19 protein-coding genes and 1 pseudogene are annotated in these 22,789 nt (G+C 42.4%); 13 read left to right on the forward strand and 7 right to left on the reverse strand.

Annotation, left to right across the window (positions count from 1 at the left end; translation table 11 throughout):
- Positions 1–78 precede the first annotated feature (78 nt).
- From IQ234_RS02120 to IQ234_RS02140, 5 genes are all read left to right on the forward strand, one after another.
- On the forward strand, positions 79–645 hold the full coding sequence (locus IQ234_RS02120) for a Uma2 family endonuclease (protein ID WP_193955853.1): 567 nt from the start codon (positions 79–81) through the stop codon (positions 643–645).
- Positions 646–665: 20 nt separating this feature from the next.
- Positions 666–1,232: a Uma2 family endonuclease gene (locus IQ234_RS02125; protein ID WP_193955854.1), complete on the forward strand. Its 567-nt coding sequence runs from the start codon at positions 666–668 to the stop codon at positions 1,230–1,232.
- A gap of 14 nt (positions 1,233–1,246) precedes the next feature.
- On the forward strand, positions 1,247–3,265 hold the full coding sequence (gene ligA / locus IQ234_RS02130; protein WP_193955855.1) for an NAD-dependent DNA ligase LigA: 2,019 nt from the start codon (positions 1,247–1,249) through the stop codon (positions 3,263–3,265).
- 289 nt (positions 3,266–3,554) lie between these two features.
- Positions 3,555–5,000, forward strand: a complete 1,446-nt coding sequence (locus IQ234_RS02135; protein WP_228008328.1) for a pentapeptide repeat-containing protein — start codon at positions 3,555–3,557, stop codon at positions 4,998–5,000.
- A gap of 40 nt (positions 5,001–5,040) precedes the next feature.
- Positions 5,041–5,427, forward strand: coding sequence for a hypothetical protein (locus tag IQ234_RS02140; RefSeq protein ID WP_193955857.1), 387 nt, complete (start codon positions 5,041–5,043; stop codon positions 5,425–5,427).
- Positions 5,428–5,507: 80 nt separating this feature from the next.
- Here the strand turns inward: IQ234_RS02140 and IQ234_RS02145 are convergent, their stop codons facing one another.
- Together IQ234_RS02145 and IQ234_RS02150 are read right to left on the reverse strand one after the other, a co-directional pair.
- On the reverse strand, positions 5,508–6,353 hold the full coding sequence (locus IQ234_RS02145; RefSeq protein WP_193955858.1) for a DUF2442 domain-containing protein: 846 nt from the start codon (positions 6,351–6,353) through the stop codon (positions 5,508–5,510).
- 2 nt (positions 6,354–6,355) lie between these two features.
- Positions 6,356–6,628 (reverse strand): DUF4160 domain-containing protein, encoded by a 273-nt coding sequence (locus IQ234_RS02150; RefSeq protein WP_322743418.1) that lies wholly within the window; start codon positions 6,626–6,628, stop codon positions 6,356–6,358.
- Positions 6,629–6,794: 166 nt separating this feature from the next.
- Between IQ234_RS02150 and sppA the strand changes: the two genes are divergently transcribed.
- Both sppA and aroH read left to right on the forward strand, forming a co-directional pair.
- Positions 6,795–7,616 (forward strand): signal peptide peptidase SppA, encoded by an 822-nt coding sequence (gene sppA / locus IQ234_RS02155; protein WP_104398235.1) that lies wholly within the window; start codon positions 6,795–6,797, stop codon positions 7,614–7,616.
- Positions 7,617–7,684: 68 nt separating this feature from the next.
- A complete protein-coding gene (gene aroH, locus IQ234_RS02160) occupies positions 7,685–8,086 on the forward strand; it encodes a chorismate mutase (protein ID WP_193955874.1) in 402 nt (133 codons plus the stop codon).
- A 61-nt stretch (positions 8,087–8,147) separates the two neighbouring features.
- Here aroH and IQ234_RS02165 read toward each other — a convergent pair whose 3' ends face one another.
- Positions 8,148–9,041 carry an alpha/beta fold hydrolase gene (locus IQ234_RS02165; protein ID WP_193955860.1) on the reverse strand — a complete coding sequence of 298 codons (894 nt, stop codon included), beginning with the start codon at positions 9,039–9,041 and terminating at the stop codon, positions 8,148–8,150.
- Positions 9,042–9,099: 58 nt separating this feature from the next.
- On the opposite strand from IQ234_RS02165, the gene IQ234_RS02170 reads away from it, so the two are divergent.
- Entirely contained in the window at positions 9,100–9,948 is an 849-nt protein-coding gene (locus tag IQ234_RS02170; RefSeq protein WP_193955861.1) for an alpha/beta fold hydrolase, read from the forward strand.
- A gap of 181 nt (positions 9,949–10,129) precedes the next feature.
- Here the strand turns inward: IQ234_RS02170 and IQ234_RS02175 are convergent, their stop codons facing one another.
- From IQ234_RS02175 to IQ234_RS02185, 3 genes are all read right to left on the reverse strand, one after another.
- The gene (locus tag IQ234_RS02175; RefSeq protein WP_193955862.1) at positions 10,130–11,305 is read right to left on the reverse strand and encodes a lipid-A-disaccharide synthase-related protein; all 1,176 of its coding nucleotides are present in this window, start codon (positions 11,303–11,305) and stop codon (positions 10,130–10,132) included.
- Positions 11,298–11,825: a cobalamin biosynthesis protein gene (locus tag IQ234_RS02180; RefSeq protein WP_193955875.1), complete on the reverse strand. Its 528-nt coding sequence runs from the start codon at positions 11,823–11,825 to the stop codon at positions 11,298–11,300. The genes IQ234_RS02175 and IQ234_RS02180 overlap by 8 nt, the downstream gene beginning before the upstream one ends.
- A gap of 340 nt (positions 11,826–12,165) precedes the next feature.
- Positions 12,166–13,650 (reverse strand): glycosyl hydrolase family 57, encoded by a 1,485-nt coding sequence (locus tag IQ234_RS02185; protein WP_193955863.1) that lies wholly within the window; start codon positions 13,648–13,650, stop codon positions 12,166–12,168.
- 267 nt (positions 13,651–13,917) lie between these two features.
- Here IQ234_RS02185 and IQ234_RS02190 point away from each other — a divergent pair, with 267 nt between their 5' ends.
- The 3 genes and pseudogenes from IQ234_RS02190 (at position 13,918) to IQ234_RS21510 (ending at position 16,174) form a co-directional block, all read left to right on the forward strand.
- Positions 13,918–15,225: a hemolysin family protein gene (locus IQ234_RS02190; RefSeq protein ID WP_193955864.1), complete on the forward strand. Its 1,308-nt coding sequence runs from the start codon at positions 13,918–13,920 to the stop codon at positions 15,223–15,225.
- 36 nt (positions 15,226–15,261) lie between these two features.
- Positions 15,262–15,513 (forward strand): annotated as a pseudogene (locus tag IQ234_RS21505) (DUF2887 domain-containing protein); the annotation flags it as partial.
- Between the two features lie 151 nt (positions 15,514–15,664).
- Positions 15,665–16,174, forward strand: a complete 510-nt coding sequence (locus tag IQ234_RS21510; protein ID WP_265578459.1) for a DUF2887 domain-containing protein — start codon at positions 15,665–15,667, stop codon at positions 16,172–16,174.
- Positions 16,175–16,209: 35 nt separating this feature from the next.
- Here the strand turns inward: IQ234_RS21510 and IQ234_RS02205 are convergent, their stop codons facing one another.
- On the reverse strand, positions 16,210–17,547 hold the full coding sequence (locus IQ234_RS02205) for a proton extrusion protein PcxA (protein ID WP_193955865.1): 1,338 nt from the start codon (positions 17,545–17,547) through the stop codon (positions 16,210–16,212).
- 78 nt (positions 17,548–17,625) lie between these two features.
- Between IQ234_RS02205 and IQ234_RS02210 the strand changes: the two genes are divergently transcribed.
- Together IQ234_RS02210 and IQ234_RS02215 are read left to right on the forward strand one after the other, a co-directional pair.
- Entirely contained in the window at positions 17,626–19,716 is a 2,091-nt protein-coding gene (locus tag IQ234_RS02210) for a recombinase family protein (RefSeq protein ID WP_193955866.1), read from the forward strand.
- Between the two features lie 370 nt (positions 19,717–20,086).
- Positions 20,087–22,732 (forward strand): cation-translocating P-type ATPase, encoded by a 2,646-nt coding sequence (locus IQ234_RS02215; RefSeq protein WP_193955867.1) that lies wholly within the window; start codon positions 20,087–20,089, stop codon positions 22,730–22,732.
- The last annotated feature ends 57 nt before the right edge of the window (positions 22,733–22,789 follow it).

A 22,789-nucleotide genomic window follows, 5' to 3' on the forward strand; every position in this document is an offset into this window, starting at 1 on the left:
CCCTAATTTATTAAGGGGGTATCAAAGGCAATATTTATCTTCAAAGGAGATTCAATTAAGTTTTTTCTAGAGATTATTATGATTGCTACCCAACAAAAATTATATACCTTTGCAGAATATTTAAATTATCAGGACTCCACAGATAATAAATACGAATTATTTAACGGAGAATTAATTTCTATGCCTCCCGCTAGTGGCTTTCATGCTTTGATACTTAGATATATATTTAAGGTGTTAGAAAGGGAAATAGAGAGGCTACAATTAGACTGGCAAGTTATGCCTGCTACGGTGGGAATTCGCACCGATAAAGCTAAATCGAGAATCCCCGACTTAATGATTTTAACTGCCGAACAATGTCAAGAGATTAGAAATATGACCACAGCAGTGATTGAATTTCCTCCCCTCTTAGTTGTAGAAATTGTTAGCCCCGGTAATGCCGATGATGACTACCGTTATAAACGTTCAGAATACGCAGTGAGAGGCATTCCTGAATACTGGATTATCGATCCTATTGCCCTAAAAATATCAGTTTTAACCCTGATTTCAGGATTTTATGAACTGGCAGAATTTAATAACGAAGATAGAATAATATCGGTCACTTTTCCCGATTTAAAATTAACTCCTCAAATGGTCTTTGCACAGTAAAATCTTAGCTGGAGACTTTTATGATTGCTACCCAACAAAAAATATATACCTTTGCAGAATATTTAAATTATCAGGACTCCACAGATAATAAATACGAATTATTTAACGGAGAATTAATTTCTATGCCTCCTGCTAGTGGCTTTCATGCCTTAATTCTTGCCTTTCTTTATGATTATTTAATGGCAGAAATTAAAAGATTAAATCTAACTTGGAAAGTTATGCCTGCTACGGTGGGAATTCGCACCGATAAAGCTAAATCGAGAATCCCCGACTTAATGATTTTAACTGCCGAACAATGTCAAGAGATTAGAAATATGACCACAGCAGTGATTGAATTTCCTCCCCTCTTAGTTGTAGAAATTGTTAGCCCCGGTAATGCCGATGATGACTACCGTTATAAACGTTCAGAATACGCAGTGAGAGGCATTCCTGAATACTGGATTATCGATCCTATTGCCCTAAAAATATCAGTTTTAACCCTGATTTCAGGATTTTATGAACTGGCAGAATTTCACAAAGAAGATAGAATAATATCGGTCACTTTTCCCGATTTAAAATTAACTCCTCAAATGGTCTTTGCCCTGTAGCATTATTAACGATTATGACTATCCCCTTAGAAATCCAACAACGTTGCCAACAACTAAAAACAGAACTACAAAGAGCCAGTTATGCTTATTATGTTCTTGATGATCCTTTTATACCCGATAGCGTTTATGATCAACTTTATCGGGAATTAGAAGACCTAGAAAAGCGTTATCCCCAATTAATCACCTCCGATAGTCCCACCCAAAGAGTCGGGGATAAAATCTCCAGTCAATTTGTTTCTGTCCGTCATAATATTCCCCTGTATAGTCTCGAAAATGCCTTTAATCTCGAAGAATTAAATAAATGGGGCAGCCGTTGGCAAAGATATGTAAATGAAACCCAAGACACGGAATATGTGTGTGAATTAAAAATCGATGGTTCCGCATTAGCTTTAACCTACGAAAACGGCTTTTTAGTCAGAGGTGTTACTAGAGGAGATGGAGTCACTGGCGAAGATATTACCCCCAATGTGCGGACAATTCGCTCTATTCCTTTACGCTTAAATATAGACAATCCTCCGGCAATTGTGGAAGTGCGCGGTGAAGCTTTTTTACCCCTCGACACCTTTGATAAAATCAATCAAGAAAGAGAAGAAAAAGGGGAATCTCTCTTTGCTAATCCCCGCAATGCGGCAGCAGGAACCCTACGACAATTAGATCCGAAAATAGTTGATAAAAGACGCTTACAATTTTTTGCCTATACCCTGCATTTAGACGATAACCATATCACCACTCAATGGCAATCCTTAGATAGATTAGAAACCATGGGATTTCTAGTTAATCCCCACCGTCAACTCTGTCCATCCCTGCAAGAAGTGGCGCAATACTATCAAGATTGGCAAGAAAAACGTCATCAATTAGCCTACATGACCGATGGTGTCGTAGTCAAAATCAACGATTTACAGCGACAAAATCGGTTAGGATTCACTCAAAAATTCCCCCGGTGGGCCATCGCTTTAAAATATCCTGCCGAAGAAGTCCCCACGGTAGTTAAAGATATTATCGTCAATGTGGGACGCACCGGCGCGGTTACACCCATGGCGGTGATGGAACCGGTACAGGTAGCAGGAACCAGCGTACAAAGGGCTACTTTACATAATAGCGATCGAGTGGCCGAATTAGATATCCGCGTCGGTGACACGGTAATTATCCGCAAAGCGGGGGAAATTATCCCGGAAGTGGTGAGAATACTGCCAGAATTGCGGCCTAGCCAGACCTTACCCTTCCAGATGCCCACTCATTGCCCTGAATGTCAATCTCCCCTAGTCCGTCCGGTGGGGGAAGCGGTGACGCGCTGTGTTAATAGTTCCTGTCCAGCGATTTTGCGGGGAAGTATAGTACATTGGGCCAGTCGCGATGCTCTCGATATTCGGGGATTAGGGGAAAAAGTGGTGATTTTGCTGATTGAACAGGGATTAGTTACCGCCATTTCTGACCTCTACAGCCTCGAAAAAACGGAAATTGCCAAATTAGACCGAATGGGCGATAAATCCGCCTTAAATTTAATTACAGCTATGGCTCAGAGCAAAAATCAAAGCTGGTCGAGGGTACTTTATGGGCTAGGGATTCGCTATGTGGGCAGCGTTAACGCCAAAATTCTCGCCGAAAGTTTTCGGACTGTGGAGGAGTTAGCTAACGCCAGCGTGACTGATTTAGCTTCTGTCTATGGTATCGGTGAAGAAATCGCTCAATCGGTCTATGATTGGTTTAAAATCGCCGCTAATCGGGATTTAGTCGCTAAATTACAGGCAGCCGGTTTACAATTTGCCGCAGCAGCAAAAACCACCACCACTAAAGCGACTTTAGCAGGGAAAACCTTTGTGATTACCGGCACTTTACCAACTCTCAAACGGGAGGAAGCGAAAGAATTAATCGAAAAAGCCGGGGGGAAAGTGACGGGTTCTGTGAGCAAAAAAACCGATTATTTACTGCTAGGAGAAGCGGCGGGTTCTAAGCTAGAAAAAGCTCTAGAATTGGGCATTACTCAGCTAACCGAAGCACAATTACTCGAATTAATCGAATTCGGAAAAGTCTAGTAAAATCTGGATTATTTCCTCAACATAAAAGACAAGTTCATCCTTAAAAAAGATCGACCAAACTGGGCGATAAACCTGATTTAATCCAGAAACAAACTCATCAGATAAACAGTCAATTTTTAAGGACGAGAAAAGTAACATTATATTAAGTAAATATCTCTAGTTAAGGACTTTCTGCTATTCTGAGAGATAGGCATATAGTGCTAGTCTTCACGGATATTCAAACTCTCTCTAACTTTTTATAGAAAAACATAAATAACAGGGGGTTATACTAATGATAACTTCAGAGTTGGCTTCTTTAATTATCGGCATTGAAGAAAATGTGCGACCAGAAAGTGAATATTATGGCAAGCTAGTCAAATGGCGAGAAAAATATCAAACGTGGCATTATGGAATTGGCTTATCGGACACGCATTTCTTTAGTTTGGGAAATCTAGAAAAACAAGAACTGCAACTCCTAAAACGTCACGATATTCGTGATTTTGACCTGAGAATTCTTCCTGATGTTAAATCACCCTTTGAAAGCGACGAAGTTATAGAACGACTTAAATATGCCTTAAGATGGTTACATGATTTACCAGAAAACTCATCTCAGAAAACAATTACAGGTAAGGAATTGGCTTTCCAGATATTGACAGGCAATCCAGATTATGAATATTCTGGAGATACAAAACTAATTCCCCCCGACCTAAGTTATGAGGATTATTTAAAGCAAGTTTCACCGAAGCTTCAACATAGCAAACTTGGAGATTTTTTGGGCAATCGAAAAAATTGGCCGTACATATTCTTGTTTTTGTTTGCCTTTTTAATAGTTGTTGCGATTGGTCTAATAAATGATGGTTATGGGTTCGTCACTGATATGCCCTGGCTAAGATGGATGCTTTTCTTATTATTATTCCTACTTATTATAGCCAATGTAGCGATAGTATCGAACTGGATAGCAAATTTTAAATGGTCGGGCTTTCAGAAAAAAAGTTTTTGGGATTGGTTACAATTATTGATAGTACCTCTAATGTTAGCCCTGGGTGCTTTCTATCTGAATTCTGCAGCCGACTTTAGAGATTATCAAATTGCACAAGAGCAGAAACATCAGGAGATTCTGACGGATTATTTTTCCAAAATGCAGGGTTTAATTGTAGAGACAAAAAAAATCAAAGAAACATCTGGGTATAAAGAATCACATCCAAAGGATAAAGAGGCGAATTTATTACAGGAATTTAGATCAACTGCTAAAGCTTTAACTCTCTCTGTTTTAGAACAATTGGATGGTGAACGTAAAGGAAAAGTTATCACTTATTTAGCTGAATCGCAATTAATAAATAAAATAGATCCTCTGATTCAATTAGGTGGAGCAAATTTACAAAAATTGGAGTTAAAAGGTCGTCAGGTGTTTTCTTCGATAAACATCGTAGGAGCTAATATGACAGCAACAGAATTGAGCGATATACTTATTTCTGACTCGGACTTGTCCACAGTTAATCTCACTGATGCTGTACTGCAAGACGTGACTTTTGAAAATTCTGATTTATCAGGAATTAACTTTGATGGAGCATCGCTTACAAATGTTTCTCTCGATAAAAACAATAAATATCAAGATGCTTGTTATAGCAACAAAAATAGCTTATCAGACAGAGAAACTTTATCCAGACTAGGTTTTCAACAAATAAAGCCTGGTTCTAATGATTGTAAGCTCAAAGGTGGTAGTATAGATGAAAAACTGAAACAGGAGAAGTAAGTATTTAAACAACCTTAGATATTTGAGGATATTATTTACCATGAATAATAAGTATTGTTTGTTAATGACATTATTTTGTCTGGTCTTCAATTGTTTGAATATAGCATTTGCTGGGTCTGAATTTTCTTGGGGGGTTGTTTATGGTTCAGACACGAACATTCAAGAGGCACAAACAGAAATTAATCAACTGCCTGGACGATTGCCACAATATCGAAACCTTGAGCGCTCATTATTTAAACGTAGCAACTTTTATGTGAGTGTCATCTTATTCCCAACCCAGCAAGATGCCAATAACGCTCTACCAATAATAGAGAATGAATATAAAAGAGGCTCATTTGTCAGATCTCTTAACGAGTGGTGTCGTCCTGATTGGAGAACAAAGACAGGTGAAGAAAGTGGCATAAGCTATTATGACTGCGGAAAATAAGAAATCCTTGTCAGAAAAACTAGGGCGATCAAGGAATGATCGCCCTACATTTATTTTGATGTTTGCTTTATAAATAAGCTCTAAGATTGGAGCAAATCTACGGAAGTATTATCGATTAACTGAGCAACAGCATCAAGATAATCATTAAGTTCCATTTTGTGAGCTTGAGCAAATAAATTAAGGGTTTCTACCTTTGTTCCTTCTCCCTGTTCAATGCGTCTCACTTGACGCTCGGATACTCCTATAATATCTGACTGTCGCAGTTGATGCTGTTTGCGTAAAGATGCGATCGCTTGACCAAAAATCTGATCATGTTTTAATTTAATCGCTGCAAACTTTTGTTTTGCTGCCGGTTCAATCACACTCAAAAAAGCCGCTATATCAAGATGAATGTCCACCACTGGCCAATGAATATAACTACCATCTTCTGCTATAATGAACTTCTCTCTTTCTTCTGGAGGAATACGCTGTAAAGCTGGCATAGATGCAAAGGGAATTTCTAGCTCATCGAAATCACAGCGACTGATTAATAAACTTTCCCCAATAACTAAAGCTGTGGCGATTAAATGCTCTTGCGCTCCCCAAATCCAAGCATTAATCACCCTTGTCGGTAAAGTAAAATCTCGATAAATTAGGGTATTTCGCAGGGTGCGTAAATTGACCCGTTTAAATAGTTGCGGCAAGTAGATAGAATCAATGTCTGCTCGGATAAAAAGACCTCGTAGATGATGTTTATCATTAGCGGTTCTGACAATATCTGACACTGCTTTTAAACCGGTCAAAGAAGTATAAATAAAGATGTTTTTTAAAGAATCAATATTCTTTAAATCTGGTAAGGAAAGAATCGGCACAGATTGAAACTCTGGCAAGAAATTATAACTTTCTTTATCCTCAATTATAACAGTAATTTCTGGCTTATTTAACATGATTAATTCCCCTGGGTACAGACTTTTGCCTCCCATTCAATTAGGAGCGCAGAACGATTGGTCAAAACGTGGTCGAGTATTTGCTTTTTTTCCTTACTAGATATTTTGGCATTGGCGGGCCATTTCACCTCAAACTTTAGACCATTTTCTTGATTACAAAGCAAGAAAAAAACTCTAATTTCCCATTGGCCCGGTTTACGAACATGAAAATGAGGTGGCAAATGATCGTGAGAATTGAAAAACAGATCTAAGCCATCTAAATTAAAGGATTCCACCTTGCCCAAATGTTCACCTCGCCTACCTCAACTCCGGTCACTTAATGCCATTATACACTTAACCAGACATTTTGTCCTTAAATTCTGAAATATAATGTCTGCTTAACCTAGAACGATCAAAGCGTTAGATTAGAAAGAGTCCTTTTTTGAGAGATATTTAAACCTGATGGTCTGGCCTTTTAAACCGAAAACCCGCAAACAAATCGCTCGAATAGAAATTACAGGTGCAATTGCCTCCGATACCCGCAAAAGAGTCTTAAAAGCCCTAGAAATCGTTAAAGAAAGGCAATATCCCGCCCTACTTCTCCGTATTGACTCCCCCGGGGGAACCGTGGGGGATTCCCAAGAAATTTATGAAGCATTGAAGCGGTTACAAAAAAACACGAAAATAATCGCTAGTTTTGGCAATATTTCCGCCTCTGGCGGCGTTTATATCGGTATGGGGGCTAATTATATTATGGCTAACCCCGGCACGATTACCGGCTCGATCGGTGTTATCCTGAGAGGGAACAATCTGGAAAGATTGTTGGATAAGGTGGGAGTTTCGTTTAAAGTGATTAAATCGGGCCCCTATAAAGATATTCTCTCCTTCGATCGAGAATTAACTGATGAAGAAGAAAGAATTCTCCAGGATATGATCGATACCAGTTATCAGCAATTTCTGCAAACCGTCGCCGGAGCGAGAAATTTAGATGTCAATCAGGTGAAAAGTTTTGCCGATGGGCGCATTTTTACCGGTCAACAGGCTTTAGAATTAGGAGTGGTTGATCGCTTGGGAACCGAGGAAGATGCCCGACTTTGGGCGCTAGAATTGGCAGGATTACCCCCAGATAAAACTAAATGTCAGACTATCGAAGAACCCAAACCCCTCCTCAGTCGTCTGACTGGCAATCGTTCCCAAATACCCCCAGGATTACAAAAAACCCTACAGCGTCTAGAATTTGAATTGGAAGTTAACGGACAACTGTTGTGGTTATACCGACCCTGATGACCAGATTAAAGTCGAGAAAAAGGGCGCGTTAACCCCTAAAATTGACTCATCAGGATTATCGGAGGATAACAATCGTGCAGTGGAAGGTTCGAGCCATTCGGGGAGCAACGACGGTAACGGTTAATACTATTGAAGCTATACGAGAAGCAGTGACAGAACTCCTCGAAGCGATCGAAATTCACAATAGTCTCGATCCCGATGATATTGTTAGTATTATCTTTACGGCAACTCAGGATTTAGACGTGATTTTCCCCGCTGCTATCGCTCGTGAACGTCCCCATTGGCAAAATGTCCCCCTCCTCGATGTGCAACAGATGCACGTCGTTGGTAGTCTGGAAAAGTGTATTCGCATAATTCTCCACGTTAATACTCCCAAACTACAAGGGGAAATGCAGCACGTCTATCTCCGGGGGGCGAAAAATCTTCGCCCCGATTGGCAGATTTCTCCAGTAACTATTAATCGCTAAAATCTTCCTTCACCTTTGGGGATGAGAAAAATTATTCCTCAACCCCAACTTTTTTAACTGACTAAATCCCCATTTCCGACAGCCAACTCAAAATTAATTGATTAACTTTTTCGGGATGTTCATCGTGGGGACAGTGACCGGCTTTGGCAATCGGATAAAATTGGGTATTATTTCCCATTTTAGCTCTTTCTTGGTAAATTACCGAACCGGCGATCGGTGTCCAAGGGTCATCCTCTCCCCAGAGTACCAATAAAGGGCGATCGATTGGCGGTAATAATTCCTGGGGAGAAGGTCCGGGGGGTGCTGTCAACACCGATGCAAACACTCCCCACGCACCCTCATCACAGGAGGGTTGATAGAGAATTTCGACTAATTCCTCGGTAATCGCAGTATGGTCGCGATAAACCTGTTTTAAGGTGTTCCGGATGCGATTTTTCTGCCTTACCTGTTCAAAAATAAACTTTCCTGTCACCGGAGAACTAACTAAACCGGTAAAGGCAGCCATGATTAAACGCAAAGGGAAATTTAATTCTTCGGGACGATGGTTTAATCCTCCCGCACAGTTGATAATTACTCCTGCGGCAGTGATTTCGGGAGATTCTGCCATCAGCATTAAGGTAATCAGTCCCCCGATGGAATTACCGACAAATACGGTCGGTTTTGCGATTTTTTCCCGCCAAAAGTCTTGTATTTGCTGCTGCCAAAGGTTGAGACTATAATCTAAAGCGGGCTTATCCGCACCCCCAAATCCCAAAAGATCTAGGGCATAGACTTGATAGCCATTTTCCGCTAAAACGGGGATATTTTTGCGCCAATGACCGATAGATGCCCCAAAACCGTGAATTAATACTAGGGGTTGTCCTTCTCCCCGCACAGTGTAGGGGATGGTGTGACCTTGCCATGTCCAAGACAATTGCTCTAAGCTAGTGGCAGTGAGCGGCGATTGTAGTGCCATTGTATGAAGTTTTATTAAGTGATATTTAAATTATAGAGTAAAAATCAGCCGAGAATTTATGCCACAACGCCAGACTTTTACCAATAACTCGATGGCAATTTCCTATTTACAATGGAGCGATCGAGGTATGCCTCTATTATTATTGCACGGCATGGCGGATCATGCTTTGGTTTGGTCAAGTTTGGGCGATTATTTAAGCTCAAATTATCAAGTTATTGCCCCAGATTTGCGGGGACATGGGGAAAGCAGTAAACCAGCAACGGGTTATCACTTTCAGGATTATATCGGCGATTTAAGGGCTTTAATTAATCATTTAGGTTGGACGCAAGCACATATTTTAGGTCATTCTTGGAGTGCTAAAATAGCGGCAATTTGGGCAACTCAACAGCCAGAAGTATTTAAGAGTTTAATTTTAGTCGATCCCTTTTTTATCGATAAAATGCCTAGTTGGATTAGGATAACTTTTCCAATTCTCTATCAAGTTTTGCCCTTTTTAAAGATTACTCGTTCCTTTGATAGTTATCAGAGCATAGAAGCGATCGCTTATCAATTAAAACAATATAAAGGTTGGTCAAATCTACAGCAAGAGGTGTTTAAAAATGCCATTGAACAAAAAGCGGATGGCAGTTGGAGCAGTAAATTTACTTTATCGGCACGGGGAGAAATTTTTGAGGATGTCATGGGGTTTGCTGGATTAACTAAAGCTTTAGATATTCCCAGTTTATTAATCCTTCCCCAACAGGGATTAAATCGCACTGCTTGGCAAATTCAATCCTATAAAAAGTATTTAACTTCTCTAGAGATTAAAAAGATACCGGGTAATCATTGGGCATTTTTAGGGGAACCGGAAAGGTTTAATCAAGCGGTGGCCGAGTTTTTATCTGTTCAGAAAAATGACGATGGTTAATTAAAAGGTAATTGAGCTAATTTTAAGCCGGATTGCGCTGCTCTAAGTAGGTAGGTATTAAAAACTTTCAGATGCCCCCCTTATTAAGGGGGGATTAAGGAGTAATCTGCACCCCCCTTATCAAGGGGGGTAGGGGGGATCAAACCTAAAATCCATTTTTAATTTAATTATAACCAGCTACTTAACACCCTAATTTCATATAAATTTCTTCGGCAATCTTCCTGCTACCTCCAGACTCTCCCACTCTAATTTTACCATTCTCTAAACATCTGTATAAATAACGAGAATCTGCCAAAATATCGATAATTTTAACTGCAGCATTTTTAAATAAATTTACCTCCGTGGGTTTCTTTCCAATAGTTATCACCGATTCCCCTAATAAGCGCATTTGTGCCTCAGCAAAAGGGTAGGTAAATTGGGGACCAAATCCGGGTATTTGTAGGACGGGTTTTCCTAATCCTACCGCTTGTTCTACTGCTGTTCCCGCCATGGCTAAACAAGCGTCACAATGGTGTAGAATATCGGCAAAAGCATCACGATAACAGTACAATAAAGCCCCATTTTTCTCTAATTTTCCCGCTCCTAAATAATGCCATCCCTCTTGTTTAGCTAAATTTTCTAAGTCGGTTTCTCTGATGCTAGGAATGATAGCAGCCCGAAACTGCATTGGTTTAATTTTAACTATTTCCTCACAGACTTGTAACTGTAAAGCCAAATTACTCAAAGCTTCGGGTAAACGACTCCCCGCTAATAAAGCAATCATAGGAATTTGACTATCTAATTCTAAATCTTTACCCGTTGGTGTTAGGACATCCATAATCGGATAACCAGCAAAAATCGCTTTTTTAATACCCCGATTTTGTAGATCTGTTGCTGTATATTTATCTCTGGTGAAAACCCTTAAACACTTGTCTGATCTTAAACATAATTTTGTCAGTAAAGGTAATTTAATTGTACCTTCGTAATAACTGGAAGTAGAAACAATAAAAGCCACAAAGGGACGACCAGTTAAACGAGCGATCGCAATTGGCACTATATCCCCCACTGCTATCAATAAATCACAATTCTTGCTAACTTTAAAAGCTGCCCGAATTTGCTGAATAGTTAGACCAATTAATCCCGCACCAATATCTTTAATCCAATTAAAAGGATTGGTATAAATAATTCCCCCCGATGGCATAGTGGCAGTGGGGGCAATAATTGGTACTGGCAATTTTTGATAAGCTTTTCCCTCTCCCACTAAAGGCAAAGCAGCTATAGATAATTGGGGCTGAATTTTTTGTAATTCCCCCACAATTAAACTAGCATTTAAATCCTCGCCATGACCATTACTAAGAAATAAAACCTGTTTAAGCATCGATTTCGTATCCTCTATATTCCCTTGCTGCCAAAGAAACCGCCACTGTCACCGATTTGGCTTCTATTTGCTTGCTGACTAGCAAAATCTCGCCCATTTTTAAAGCGGCAGCCTCAGCGACGCTAGGGGTTCCCCCTTGCTTGTTGACAATGGCTGAGGGATTGGGGACATTAATATCTCTCAACTCCTGGGCAGTAAAGGTTTTTAGTGGCAATCCTTTCTCCTGACAGTAGGCAATTAAACCCCGTTCATCAGCTTTGATGTCAAGGGTGGCGATACCGGCAATAGCGGCTAAAGAGAGGTGATAACGCTGAAAAACAGCCCTAATTGCCCTATCTATGACCGTTTTCTCCGTCCCACGGATGCAACCTATGCCTAGCCATAATACTCGTCCATGACACTGCACTTTTACCCCAGAAGAATCGGGGGAAAAACGACCTTGACTAAAACCTGTCCACAGGGGACCGAACCCAATTAAATCAATTGCGGGTGGGTGGAAAGCAGGGGAAGCGCCAGTCATCATCGGTGTTGCCTCTAATTGTTGCGGGATTAGGTTTGCCAACGGGGAGAATCACCTTGGTGCTGTTTAGTCAGCTAAAAAACATTTAATACTAAATCCAGTTATTAAAAACTGATTATTTATTCTCCGTTTTGCATGAGTGCATGAGTAGAAAACGGGTTTCTCCGAGAAACCCGTTTTCTGTGCGTTACTCAACGGATTTAGTATAAGAGAGGGTTCGTAAATTAATGTAAAGAAGATGGATTGTTTCTCGCCGTTCCCCGATACCTTTTAAACAGGATTTTATAATATATATGTACTATCTAGGGCGCAGATCCTGCGCCCTAGATACCTTACTATCTTAGCGGGTTAAGGCCGCGCCTCTTTCGTACAAAGTGCGAGCGTAATCGGTCCAAGTACCCTGGCCCCAATAACGGAAACAACTGGTTTGCACAAGCAAATTATAAAGCAGTGCCTCCAGATAATCCGGCCGTCGGGTGAAGCTAGGATCCGCCTGTACTAAAGGATCATATTTTTCGTGGAATTGAGCGCTTAATTGGTTCATCGGTTCGAGGACATTTTCGTAACCGCGCACCCAACTGAGATCATTTGTCCAAGATGCCCCATCCATGCTAAAACGGTGGTCGGTCTGTTTTAACTCAGCGATCGCTTGTTCCACTGCTTCCGGGGTAGCGGCATCGGGATTAACTCGCTGCCAGATTTTATGCTGATGTACGGCTTGAATTGCCGGATAATCTTGGGGATTAACGCCAGCAGCCTCGATTAACTCCAGATATTCCGTACCGTTAAATCCTGCCACACTGGAACCCCCCTGCATTTCCCGCCAAGGATTGGGAAAATCGCGAGGAAATTCATTCATCATCACGCCACCATTTTCACCGTCGGCAATCTGGGAACCTAGGGAAGGAACCCAAACGCCGCCGATTTGCTGTTTACCGCGGCATTTAGCCTCGTGGTAGGGTTGCATTTGGGCGACTAATTTGGTGTCGGAACCCTGGGTTTTAATCAAAGCAGTAATCGCAATCACTTCACCGCGAGAATTGCGGGCCACCAGGCGATTAGGAATATATTTTTGTTCCTGACTCAATCCCGAACCGTCGAGATTTTCCACCGAGTGTTCCTGTACCAATAACCAACGATAGCCGCATTCTTTCAGAGCTTTAATATACTCGTAGAGGGTATCGGGATGGTTAGGAAGGTGCATTTCTGGGGGAGAGAACCCTTTGACTCGTTTCAGAGCATCTAGGCCAAAAATCGAGGCAAAATAGGTTTGCCATGCTTGCATCTGTAATTTTAGATCGGGAATCGGTGTGGAAGGAGCCACCGCATGACTCCACATTGTCCCCAACCATTCCACATAGGGTTGATATTGACTGTTACAGGTGATTAATTTGAGTTTATCGAGGATATCCTGCCGTCCCATCTGTACCAAACCCCAGAGGAGATTGCCGGAATAATCGAGCATAATCCGGGGATTACAGCCTTCCGCCACCAATTCCGGGATAAAATCGCCCATGCGACTGTAACACCAGGCAAAAACGCTGGCATTATGGTTATCGCCATCCCCTTGATTCTCGAACATATGCTGGAGATTGCAGATTAATTCCCCGTTAACACCCGCCGGGATAGTGGGTTGGTGCATATGCAAGGCACAGGCAAAACCAGCGTTGATATGGTCTAATTTGAGATTTGTTGTCGGTAAAAAGATCGGATCATCGTGATTAACAATCGCTGCAATTTCCTGTTCCCAACCGCAAATAGTCGGTAGTCCGGGGCGGATTTCCGTGATAGGGTTCGATTTCGATGATACGGGTGTAGCGATCATAATTTTTCAGGCGAATAGATTGAGATAGTTTGTCCCCACTCTCCCAGGGACAACTTTTTTGACTGGCAACAGGTCACTCCTGACTGTTCACTGCTAACTGAGTTAAGAGTGCGGACTTGATCCTATCCCATTTATACTGGGAGTAACCCCCTCCAGACACAAGCCTTAGTAACTCGTTAAAAATCAAGATGATTCTTTACTGAACTTAACCGATCCTCGCACTATGATACAAACAACTATCCGCCCTTTTACCTGTAACTTTTAACCATGTTCTCGGCGACTACCGAAATTCTTGTTATCTTCTTCCTCATCCTCCTCAATGGAGTCTTTGCTCTCTCGGAAATTGCCATTGTCTCGGCCCGCAAAATCCGTTTGGAACAATTAGCCAGAGATGATCGAAGGGCGGCGGTGGCCTTAAAATTGGCCAATGATCCCAATCAAATTTTATCGACGGTGCAGATTGGCATTACCCTAGTGGGTATCTTTGCCGGGGCCTACGGAGGAGCCAATTTATCGGTCAGTGTGGCGCAATTGTTGGCGCAAGTTCCTGTTTTAGCCCCCTATAGTCAAGCTTTGGGATTAGGATTAGTGGTGTTAATTATTACCTATCTATCCCTAGTGGTGGGGGAATTAGTGCCGAAACGGTTAGGTTTAAGTAATCCTGAAAAAATCGCTATCCTCGTTGCTGATCCTCTGAATAGGTTATCAAAAATTGTTTCGCCTGTTGTCCATCTTTTGAGTCAATCGACTAATCTGATTCTCGGTTTGTTGGGGATTAGCGGCAATAATAATGATTCCCCAATTACGGAAGAAGAATTGAAAATTATGCTTAAACAGGGAACCGAAGCGGGAACCTTTGAGGAAGCAGAACAGGATATGGTGGAAAGGGTGTTAGGATTGAGCGATCGCCGAGTCAGTCAGATTATGACCACGCGTCCGGATGTTGTTTGGTTAGATTTGGAAGATAGTGCCGAAATTAATCGCCAGAAGCTAATTGAGAGCAATCATACCCGTTTTCCTGTGTGTCAGGGCAGTTTAGATGAGGTTTTGGGGGTAATCGAAGTCACAGACTTATTGGCCGATTGTTTAACCGGTGAAAGTTTCGACCTAACGAAGGATTTACAGCAGCCGCTTTTTGTGCCAGAAAGCACTAGGGGTTTAAAGGTTTTAGAATTGGTGCAGCAAAGTGGTCATCATATTGCCTTGGTAGTGGATGAGTACGGGGTGATTCAAGGATTGGTGACGCGTCAGGATATTTTAGAGGCAATTGTCGGCGATTTACCCCAATTAGATAATATTGAAGATGCTCAGATCGTGCAGCGGGAAGATGGTTCTTGGTTGATCGATGGCACAGTGGCGATCGAAGATTTTAAAGACTTATTTGAAATTAGTGAATTACCCGGGGAAAAACAGGGCAATTATCACACTTTAGGGGGTTTTATTATTACCCATCTTGGTAGGATTCCGGGGGCTGCCGATCATTTTGAATGGCAAAGGTTGCGCTTGGAAGTGGTGGATATGGACGGTAATCGCGTCGATAAGGTGTTAGTCACGCTCTTGTTGGATGATTTGTAAGTAATTGTTAGTAAATATCTAGATTTTTTTAAGCTTGTGAAGACCGATACAATTTTTTATCAACTCTTGCAAACTTTTCCGTGGTTAATTTTTGAATTACTGGGAGAATCAACCCAGAAAGCTGAAAATTATCAATTCTCCTCCCGAGAAATCAAAGAATTAGCGCGTCGTTTTGACGGTATTTTTTTACCGACCACAGCAGCACCAGAACTAATTATTTACTTTGTTGAAGTGCAATTTCAGGATAAAAGTGATTTTTATTGGCGATTTTTAACAGAAATTGTCATCTAAGTAGGTAGGCGTTAAAAATTATCAGATCCCCCCGCCTATCGGCACCCCCCTTATCAAGGGGGGCAGGGGGGATCGAACCTAAAATCCATTTTTAATTTAATTATAACCAGCTACTTATCTCAATCAGTATAAACCCGTTCAGGATTGGATGGCTGTAGCTTTATTTGCCTCCAGGGATATCGACAATAATTTTCCCTATCAACTACGGGGATTTGAGATAACGGGACAGATCAGACGTATTTATTTAGATGAATTAATCGATAGTCCAGATCCGTCTCTGGGTTTAGGAATTATTCAGTTAATTGTCGCTACACCCCAATTAGCACAGCAACGAGGAAAACCACTTTTACAAAAAGCGATCGCTGAAATTGATGATCTAGTTTTCCAGCAAAAAGTTATAGAATTAATTGAAAGAACCTTAGCCTATAAATTTACTAATCTTAGTCGCACGGAGTTAGAAGCTATGTTCGGATTAGATGATCTCAGACAGACTCGACTTTATCAAGAAGCTAAAGAAGAAGGTCGTGAAGAAGCTAAAACTGAAGTGATCGCTGGTTTACTGGCTTTAGGTTTAAGTATAGAACAGATTGCCACTGCTTTGCAGTTAGAACTTACCAAAGTACAAGAGACGGCAGCAAGATTATCCCCCCCAAATTAGAAGAGTAAATTATCAAGTTTCTCCCAGATTTTACCCTATTCATTCATATTACGATAGGTAGCCACTGCCGAGGGAGAAATGCGATTGAGATAACGGAAAATCCAATATTTTAAGACTGTATCCAAGATAACGGGAAAAGTGGCGATAAAGAGAAAATTAAACTGGCGATTTTCCGGTAAACCGAAATGACGACTTAATCCTTCTAGGATCACTTCCCAACCGTGGGGAGAGTGGAAACCGACAAATATATCGGTAAAGAGAATAATTAAAAAAGCTTTAGCTGAATCACTAAGATTATAGAGAATGCCATCCAGAAAAGACTTGACAATCTCGATTTCTCGGCGACTAAAAGCGACAACAAAACCAAAGGCAATTAGGGAACAAATATCGGCGAAAATATTAGCGATCGCATTTAAACCTCGTTGGCGAAATTCTTCACTTAGTACCGCTGCTTTTTTGGTAATTTCTCCCTCGATTTCTTCGTTAGATAATTTGGGTGCTAAACCAATCATACCTCGAAAATGTAAAGCTTCCTCAAATCTTCTCAATTCCGAAAAAGCTTCTTCTTCTAAATCCTGATTGATAAAAATAAACTGTTCCTGTTGTTGGAAATATTTATTAACCAAGGGGGTAATCAGGAAAGTTTTGGTTAATTGCTGGGTTAATAAAGGAACAATAATTAACAGTAAAATAAACTTGAGGGAAATGGCTGTTTTATAACGAGAATTGCGAAATTTCTTTAAAACTGCCTCCTCCGATTCCTCCGCTTGGGGATCAATTTCCTGCTTAATGCGATTAAAAGTATTGACAAAAGAACGGGGTAAAACCCCCGGTTTTTCCGTAGCTTTTTGGGATTTATTACTTTTGATTATTTCCTCATCTTCAATACTACCCGCTGCTAAAAAAGAGCGATTTCTGGAAGTCTTGTTTTTGGCTGTTTCCTGGTCAAAATTTCTTTTCTGGAGACTTTTGGGGACATCTTGCACCTCTTCTTGCCAATAATTATCTTGATATTTCCCGATAATACTATCGATAAACTGAAGTTTTTTCAGACAAACATCTGTGGTGACAGTAATCACCCCATTATTAATTGTCGGTTGATTTGGTCCGAAGGTATTAACGATCGAGCGACTAGCTTTAAACTCCGTCAGTCTGACTTTAATTTTTTGCAGATAACCTTTAACTTCTGCGATAAAATAGGAATTAGTGCTGCTGCCATAATTCGAGAACTCATTCGCCACTTTTCGCCCTTGAAAATGCTTGTCTTCTATCTCCTTAATCTTCAAAGCTGCATGATAGGCTTCATCTAAAGAACGTTCAGGAGTTTGTAATAACCATTGATTAACACCTTGCAAAATCCGATTAAGATTCATAGAAAACAATTATTTCCACAAGGGAGAAAAGCTAGAGTACCGATCAGTTATCTTAACAAATACAATCGAGAAAAAACGATGTCAATCATACCAATTTGGATCGAAGGTGGCACGCGATCGGGAAAAACCACCGCTTTAGTCGGGGAATTTCGGTGCTGGGTGTCTCGCGATCGCTCAAAATCATCCCCCCTTGCTCGATCGATCTTAGTTTTCGCTGCCAACGATGATAATAAACGGGAATTAGCCGATCGATTAGCCATTGCTGTTAGGGGTAGCTATCCGATTCTCTGCAAAACCCCTTTAGGTTTTCTCACCGATGAAGTCATCCTGTTTTGGCCGTTAATTTTCGAGTTTTTGGGGCTAAAAGCGCAATTTCCCCGCCGATTACGCCCAGAAACGGAGCAGGAACTCGCCACCCGTCTCTGGCAACCAGCAATCGCCGAATTCTTCCAGCTTACTAGCATAAATGAATATCGTTTCGTGCGTCAAGTTCTCGACTTGTTACAATTAGCTGGCGCTAGTGGTGTTCCCGCAGAAAAGATACCCGAAAGATTAGCCTACGGATTATCAGAAACAGATCTAAAACGAGTTTTAGCGATTAATGAGCAGGAAATACCAGAAAAAGTGGGAGAATTAATCATTAAATGGCGTGATTGGTCTCTAGAACGTGGTTTATTAAGTTATGGTATCATCTACGAACTCTATTGGCGCTATTTATTTCCTGATAGTCGTTATCAACAGCAACTATTAAAACGCTTCCGGGGAGTTTTTGCAGACGATGTGGACGATTATCCGGCTATTGTCAAGGATTTACTCAGTTTTTTCCTCGATCACGATTGTTTTAGCGTTTTTACCTACAATCCCCAGGGAAAAATTCGCTTAGGATTAACTGCCGATCCCGATTATCTACACGAATTAGAGAAACGCTGTCAAATTATGCCATTATCCACCACTGAAGGATTAGCTGCTCAGTTTAGCGAGACGATTCTCTCCCTAATCAGCGACGGTGACTATCGTGGCAATCTTCCCGATCAATTCATCTCCCTGCAAACCACCTCTCGCGCTGAATTGTTACGGAAGACAGCCACAGCTATTATTCAAGCAGTCAAGCAAGGGGCAGTAAAACCCGAAGAAATCGCCGTTATTGCCCCCGGTTTAGACGAAATCGCCCGTTATAGCCTGATGGAAATTTTAACCAGTGCCGGGATAGCCGTTCAACCCCTCAACGAACAACGACCCCTGATCAGTTGTCCTCTGATTCGGGCATTATTGACCCTTCTCGCCCTTGTTTATGAAAATTTGGGGCGTTTAGCCCCCCAAGAGGCCATAGCGGAAATGCTGGTGATTTTTAGCCGTTATCGCTGGGATGAAGAAGAAAATTTAATTCCCGATATCGATCCGGTTCGCGCTGGATTAATTGCCGATCATTGTTATCAAGTGGATCTGGAAAATCCTCGTTTATTAGCGATCGAAACTTTTCCCCGTTGGGATCGCTTAGGACAAAAAGCTTGTACTGCCTACGAAAGAATTTGTCACTGGATCGAAGGGATGAAAAAACGGCAGCAGGAAGCCAAACTTTTCCCGATTTTTGTCTTAAATCAAGCGATCGAACAATTATTAAACGATGGGGAAAATTTGCCCTTCGATCACTTGGCAGCTTTGCGAGAATTAATGGAAACTGCCCAACATTTTTGGGAGATCGATCGCCGTTGGCGTGAGAGTGAACCCTCTTTTCAAAGTCCCAGCGAAACTATTAGTCAGTTTATCCAACTTTTGCGCCGTGGTACAATTACTGCTAATCCCTATCCTGTGCGACAATTTATTAAATCTTCCTCAGCAGTTACCCTAGGCAATATCTTTCAATATCGTTCTTTTCGTTCTAGTCATCGTTGGCATTTTTGGCTAGATTGTTCCTCTCCACTCTGGGAACAAGGAGGTGCTGCCACTCTTTTTGCCGCGCCAATTTTTTGGCGAAAAAGTCCCTATCAACCCTGGACAACGGAGGCAGAATTAGAGGAAAATCAGGCCCGTTTACAGAGAGTTTTAAGGGATTTATTAGCAAGGGTAAGCGAAAAAGTTATCCTCTGTCACAGTGATTTAGGAGTATCGGGAACCGATCAAACTGGACAACTTTTATCCTTAGTACAAGCGGCAAAAGAATATGATTAAGCACTAGAAAAAAATTAACTTCTTGGTTAGGAGAGGCAATAGGCAATAGGCAATAGGCAAAGGGGGGGTTAGATATGTGTAATTAATTTTGCTTAGGTACTTAGTAAAAGAATTGGGGGAGATTCAGCTAATCTAAGGATAGGCGGTTAAGATGCGTCTTAGCTTATAACCTAATTTGGTCTTGACGACCGGCCAAGCTCTTGACTATCTAAATTAGCCGTTAAGACTGCACCGGAGTGCCAGACTTGGGAGCAGGGAGAGGAAGTTTGAGCATTTGTACTAAAATTTTCAATACGCAGTTTAAATTCAGTACAGCTTACCCACTCTCTGTGTGCGAGAATAGCCTGTGTGAAAAACCCAGGTAAGTGTTATGGTTGCACCTATGCAAAATAGGCAGTTTAACGGGTTGTCTAGTCAAGAAGCTGGCGATCGCTTGAAACAGCAAGGCTACAACGAACTCCCCTCAACTCAGCATCGTACTTTTTTAACCATCGCCCTAGACATTATCCAAGAGCCGATTTTCTTGCTCCTGATTGCTTGTGGTGTCATCTACCTCTTTTTGGGTGATGCACAAGAAGCTCTGATTTTACTGGGGTTTGTCTTTTTTATTATTGGCATCAATCTTTACCAAGAGCAAAAAACGGAACGTTCTCTAGAAGCACTGCGGGACTTATCCAGTCCGCGGGCCTTGGTGATTCGAGATGGGGAGCGGCAGCGGATTGCCGGCCGAGAAGTGGTACAGGGCGATCTGATCGTGGTGGAGGAGGGCGATCGCGTTCCTGCGGATGCGATTTTGCTGTGGTCCACTCACTTGACGATTGATGAATCGCTGTTAACTGGAGAGTCTGTTCCGGTCAGAAAACGCACCATCCACAGGGAAGAAGACCCGAAGCACCTTTCAGCCACCTTGAGACCGGGTGGCGACGACTTACCCACCGTCTATTCTGGCACTCTGGCGGTACAAGGGCAGGGCATTGCCCAGGTACAAGCAACGGGTATCGGCACTGAAATGGGAAAAATCGGCAAAGCTCTGCAAACGGTTGAACCGGAAGACACGGTCTTACAAAAAGAAACCCGTCGCATTGTCGGTAAATTGACGATAATCGCCCTTGCCATTTGTGCGGCGGTGGTCGTGATTTATGGATTAACCCGGGCCGATTGGTTACAGGGCTTTTTGGCAGGATTAGCCCTGGCGATGGCAATTTTGCCCAATGAAATTCCGGTGGTGCTGGCCATCTTTCTGGCTCTGGGAGCGTGGCGATTCTCGCAAAAACAGGTACTAACTCGTCGCATTCCAGTGGTTGAAACCCTGGGTTCTGCCACCGTTCTTTGTGTCGATAAGACTGGAACCCTGACATTGAATCAAATGGCCGTTAAACAGTTGTTGGTTTACAGCGGCTCCAATGCTTATCTGTACGATGTGACGCTCCATGAGCGCGAACCCTTGCCAGAAGTCCTTCACCCCCTGGTCGAGTTTGGTATTCTAGCGAGTCGCAAAGATCCCTTTGACCCGATGGAAAAAGCTTTGCAGCAAATTGGTTGGGATTACCTAGCCAAGACTGAACACCTGCATAGCGATTGGCAACTACTGCACGAATATCCCCTGTCCACCGATCTCTTGGCCATGTCCTGTGTCTGGGAATCCCTGACGGGGGAGCTTACCGTTGCGGCAAAAGGAGCCCCAGAAGCGATCGCCGATCTCTGCCATTTCAGCCCGATTCAACAACAGGATCTGGTCGAACAGATCCAGGCAATGGCCAGAGAAGGTTTGCGAGTTCTGGGAGTCGCCCAAGGACGCAAAATGGGAACATTACCCAAAACCCACGCTCTTGAGTCATCCGGGCCTGCAGCCTACTTAGAATCTGATGATCGCTTACCGGTTCAACAACACGACTTTGAGTTTGAATTTGTCGGACTCATCGGCCTGGAAGACCCCGTGCGTCCTACTGTGGCACCTGCGATCGCTGAATGCTATGGTGCGGGAATTCGCGTTGTCATGATTACGGGTGATTATCCCGTAACAGCCCAGAATATTGCCCGTCAGATTGGACTCAGGCCTTTAGACAAGGTGATCACCGGTAGGGAACTGGAGCAAATGGGTGAGTCGGAATTGCGCGATCGCATTCAAAGCACCAACATCTTTGCCCGTGTCGTCCCCGAACAAAAACTATTGATTGTCAATGCACTGAAACGCTCCGGGGAAATTGTGGCCATGACCGGTGATGGTGTCAACGATGCCCCGGCCCTCAAGTCTGCTCATATCGGCATTGCCATGGGTGAACGGGGGACCGATGTAGCGCGAGAGTCTGCCGATCTGGTCCTGTTGAAAGATGATTTTTCATCCATTGTCGAATCGGTCAAACTAGGAAGACGTATCTTTGACAACCTGAAAAAGGGGATGGCCTATACCTTGGCCGTTCACGTTCCGATCGCGGGTATGTCGTTGATTCCAGTCATGTTTGGCTGGCCCTTGGTGCTACTCCCCATCCACATTGCCTTTCTGCACTTAATTATTGATCCGGCCTGCACGGTGGTGTTTGAAGCTGAACCGGCAGAAAGCGATATTATGCGTCGCCCCCCCCGTAATCCCAAAGAACCCTTGTTCAGTCGTCGGACGTTGCGATTGGCTTTGCTTCAGGGGATCAGCGTTTTAGTGGTACTGGTTATTGTATTTGCGATCGCCTATAGCAACGGCAATAGTGAATTTAATGCTCGTGCCTTAGCATTTACCACATTGATTATCTCCAACTTGGCTATGATCCTCACCAATCGTTCCTGGTCCCGAACGATTCCAGAAATGCTCCAAGCTCCTAATCAGGCTTTGTGGTGGGTGATCGGCGGTGGACTCCTGTTTTTGGGATTAGTTCTCTATGTTCCCTTGTTACGACACCTGTTCAGCTTTTCACTGCTACATACTGATGATTTGCTGGTTAGCTTAGTTTCTGGAGTTGTCAGTATTTTCTGGTTTGAAGGACTAAAACTGTGGAACCGTCGGAACTTGAACATCCAAAAATAAAAGGCATCATAGATTCCACGATCAGTTACAAATTGTTGCAGCAGTGCGCTATGTAGT

Origin of the sequence: Microcystis aeruginosa LEGE 91341 (assembly GCF_015206885.1) — a bacterium.
In the GTDB taxonomy this organism is placed as follows: domain Bacteria; phylum Cyanobacteriota; class Cyanobacteriia; order Cyanobacteriales; family Microcystaceae; genus Microcystis; species Microcystis aeruginosa_H.

Bases quoted from the DNA above. Each gene is read 5' to 3' on its own strand.
- IQ234_RS02120 (WP_193955853.1), top strand. From the start codon at position 79: ATGATTGCTACCCAACAAAAATTATATACCTTTGCAGAATATTTAAAT.
- IQ234_RS02125 (WP_193955854.1), top strand. From the start codon at position 666: ATGATTGCTACCCAACAAAAAATATATACCTTTGCAGAATATTTAAAT.
- ligA (WP_193955855.1), top strand. From the start codon at position 1,247: ATGACTATCCCCTTAGAAATCCAACAACGTTGCCAACAACTAAAAACA.
- IQ234_RS02140 (WP_193955857.1), top strand. From the start codon at position 5,041: ATGAATAATAAGTATTGTTTGTTAATGACATTATTTTGTCTGGTCTTC.
- IQ234_RS02145 (WP_193955858.1), bottom strand. From the start codon at position 6,353: ATGTTAAATAAGCCAGAAATTACTGTTATAATTGAGGATAAAGAAAGT.
- sppA (WP_104398235.1), top strand. From the start codon at position 6,795: ATGGTCTGGCCTTTTAAACCGAAAACCCGCAAACAAATCGCTCGAATA.
- IQ234_RS02165 (WP_193955860.1), bottom strand. From the start codon at position 9,041: ATGGCACTACAATCGCCGCTCACTGCCACTAGCTTAGAGCAATTGTCT.
- IQ234_RS02170 (WP_193955861.1), top strand. From the start codon at position 9,100: ATGCCACAACGCCAGACTTTTACCAATAACTCGATGGCAATTTCCTAT.
- IQ234_RS02175 (WP_193955862.1), bottom strand. From the start codon at position 11,305: ATGCTTAAACAGGTTTTATTTCTTAGTAATGGTCATGGCGAGGATTTA.
- IQ234_RS02180 (WP_193955875.1), bottom strand. From the start codon at position 11,825: ATGACTGGCGCTTCCCCTGCTTTCCACCCACCCGCAATTGATTTAATT.
- IQ234_RS02185 (WP_193955863.1), bottom strand. From the start codon at position 13,650: ATGATCGCTACACCCGTATCATCGAAATCGAACCCTATCACGGAAATC.
- IQ234_RS02190 (WP_193955864.1), top strand. From the start codon at position 13,918: ATGTTCTCGGCGACTACCGAAATTCTTGTTATCTTCTTCCTCATCCTC.
- IQ234_RS21510 (WP_265578459.1), top strand. From the start codon at position 15,665: ATGGCTGTAGCTTTATTTGCCTCCAGGGATATCGACAATAATTTTCCC.
- IQ234_RS02205 (WP_193955865.1), bottom strand. From the start codon at position 17,547: ATGAATCTTAATCGGATTTTGCAAGGTGTTAATCAATGGTTATTACAA.
- IQ234_RS02210 (WP_193955866.1), top strand. From the start codon at position 17,626: ATGTCAATCATACCAATTTGGATCGAAGGTGGCACGCGATCGGGAAAA.
- IQ234_RS02215 (WP_193955867.1), top strand. From the start codon at position 20,087: ATGGTTGCACCTATGCAAAATAGGCAGTTTAACGGGTTGTCTAGTCAA.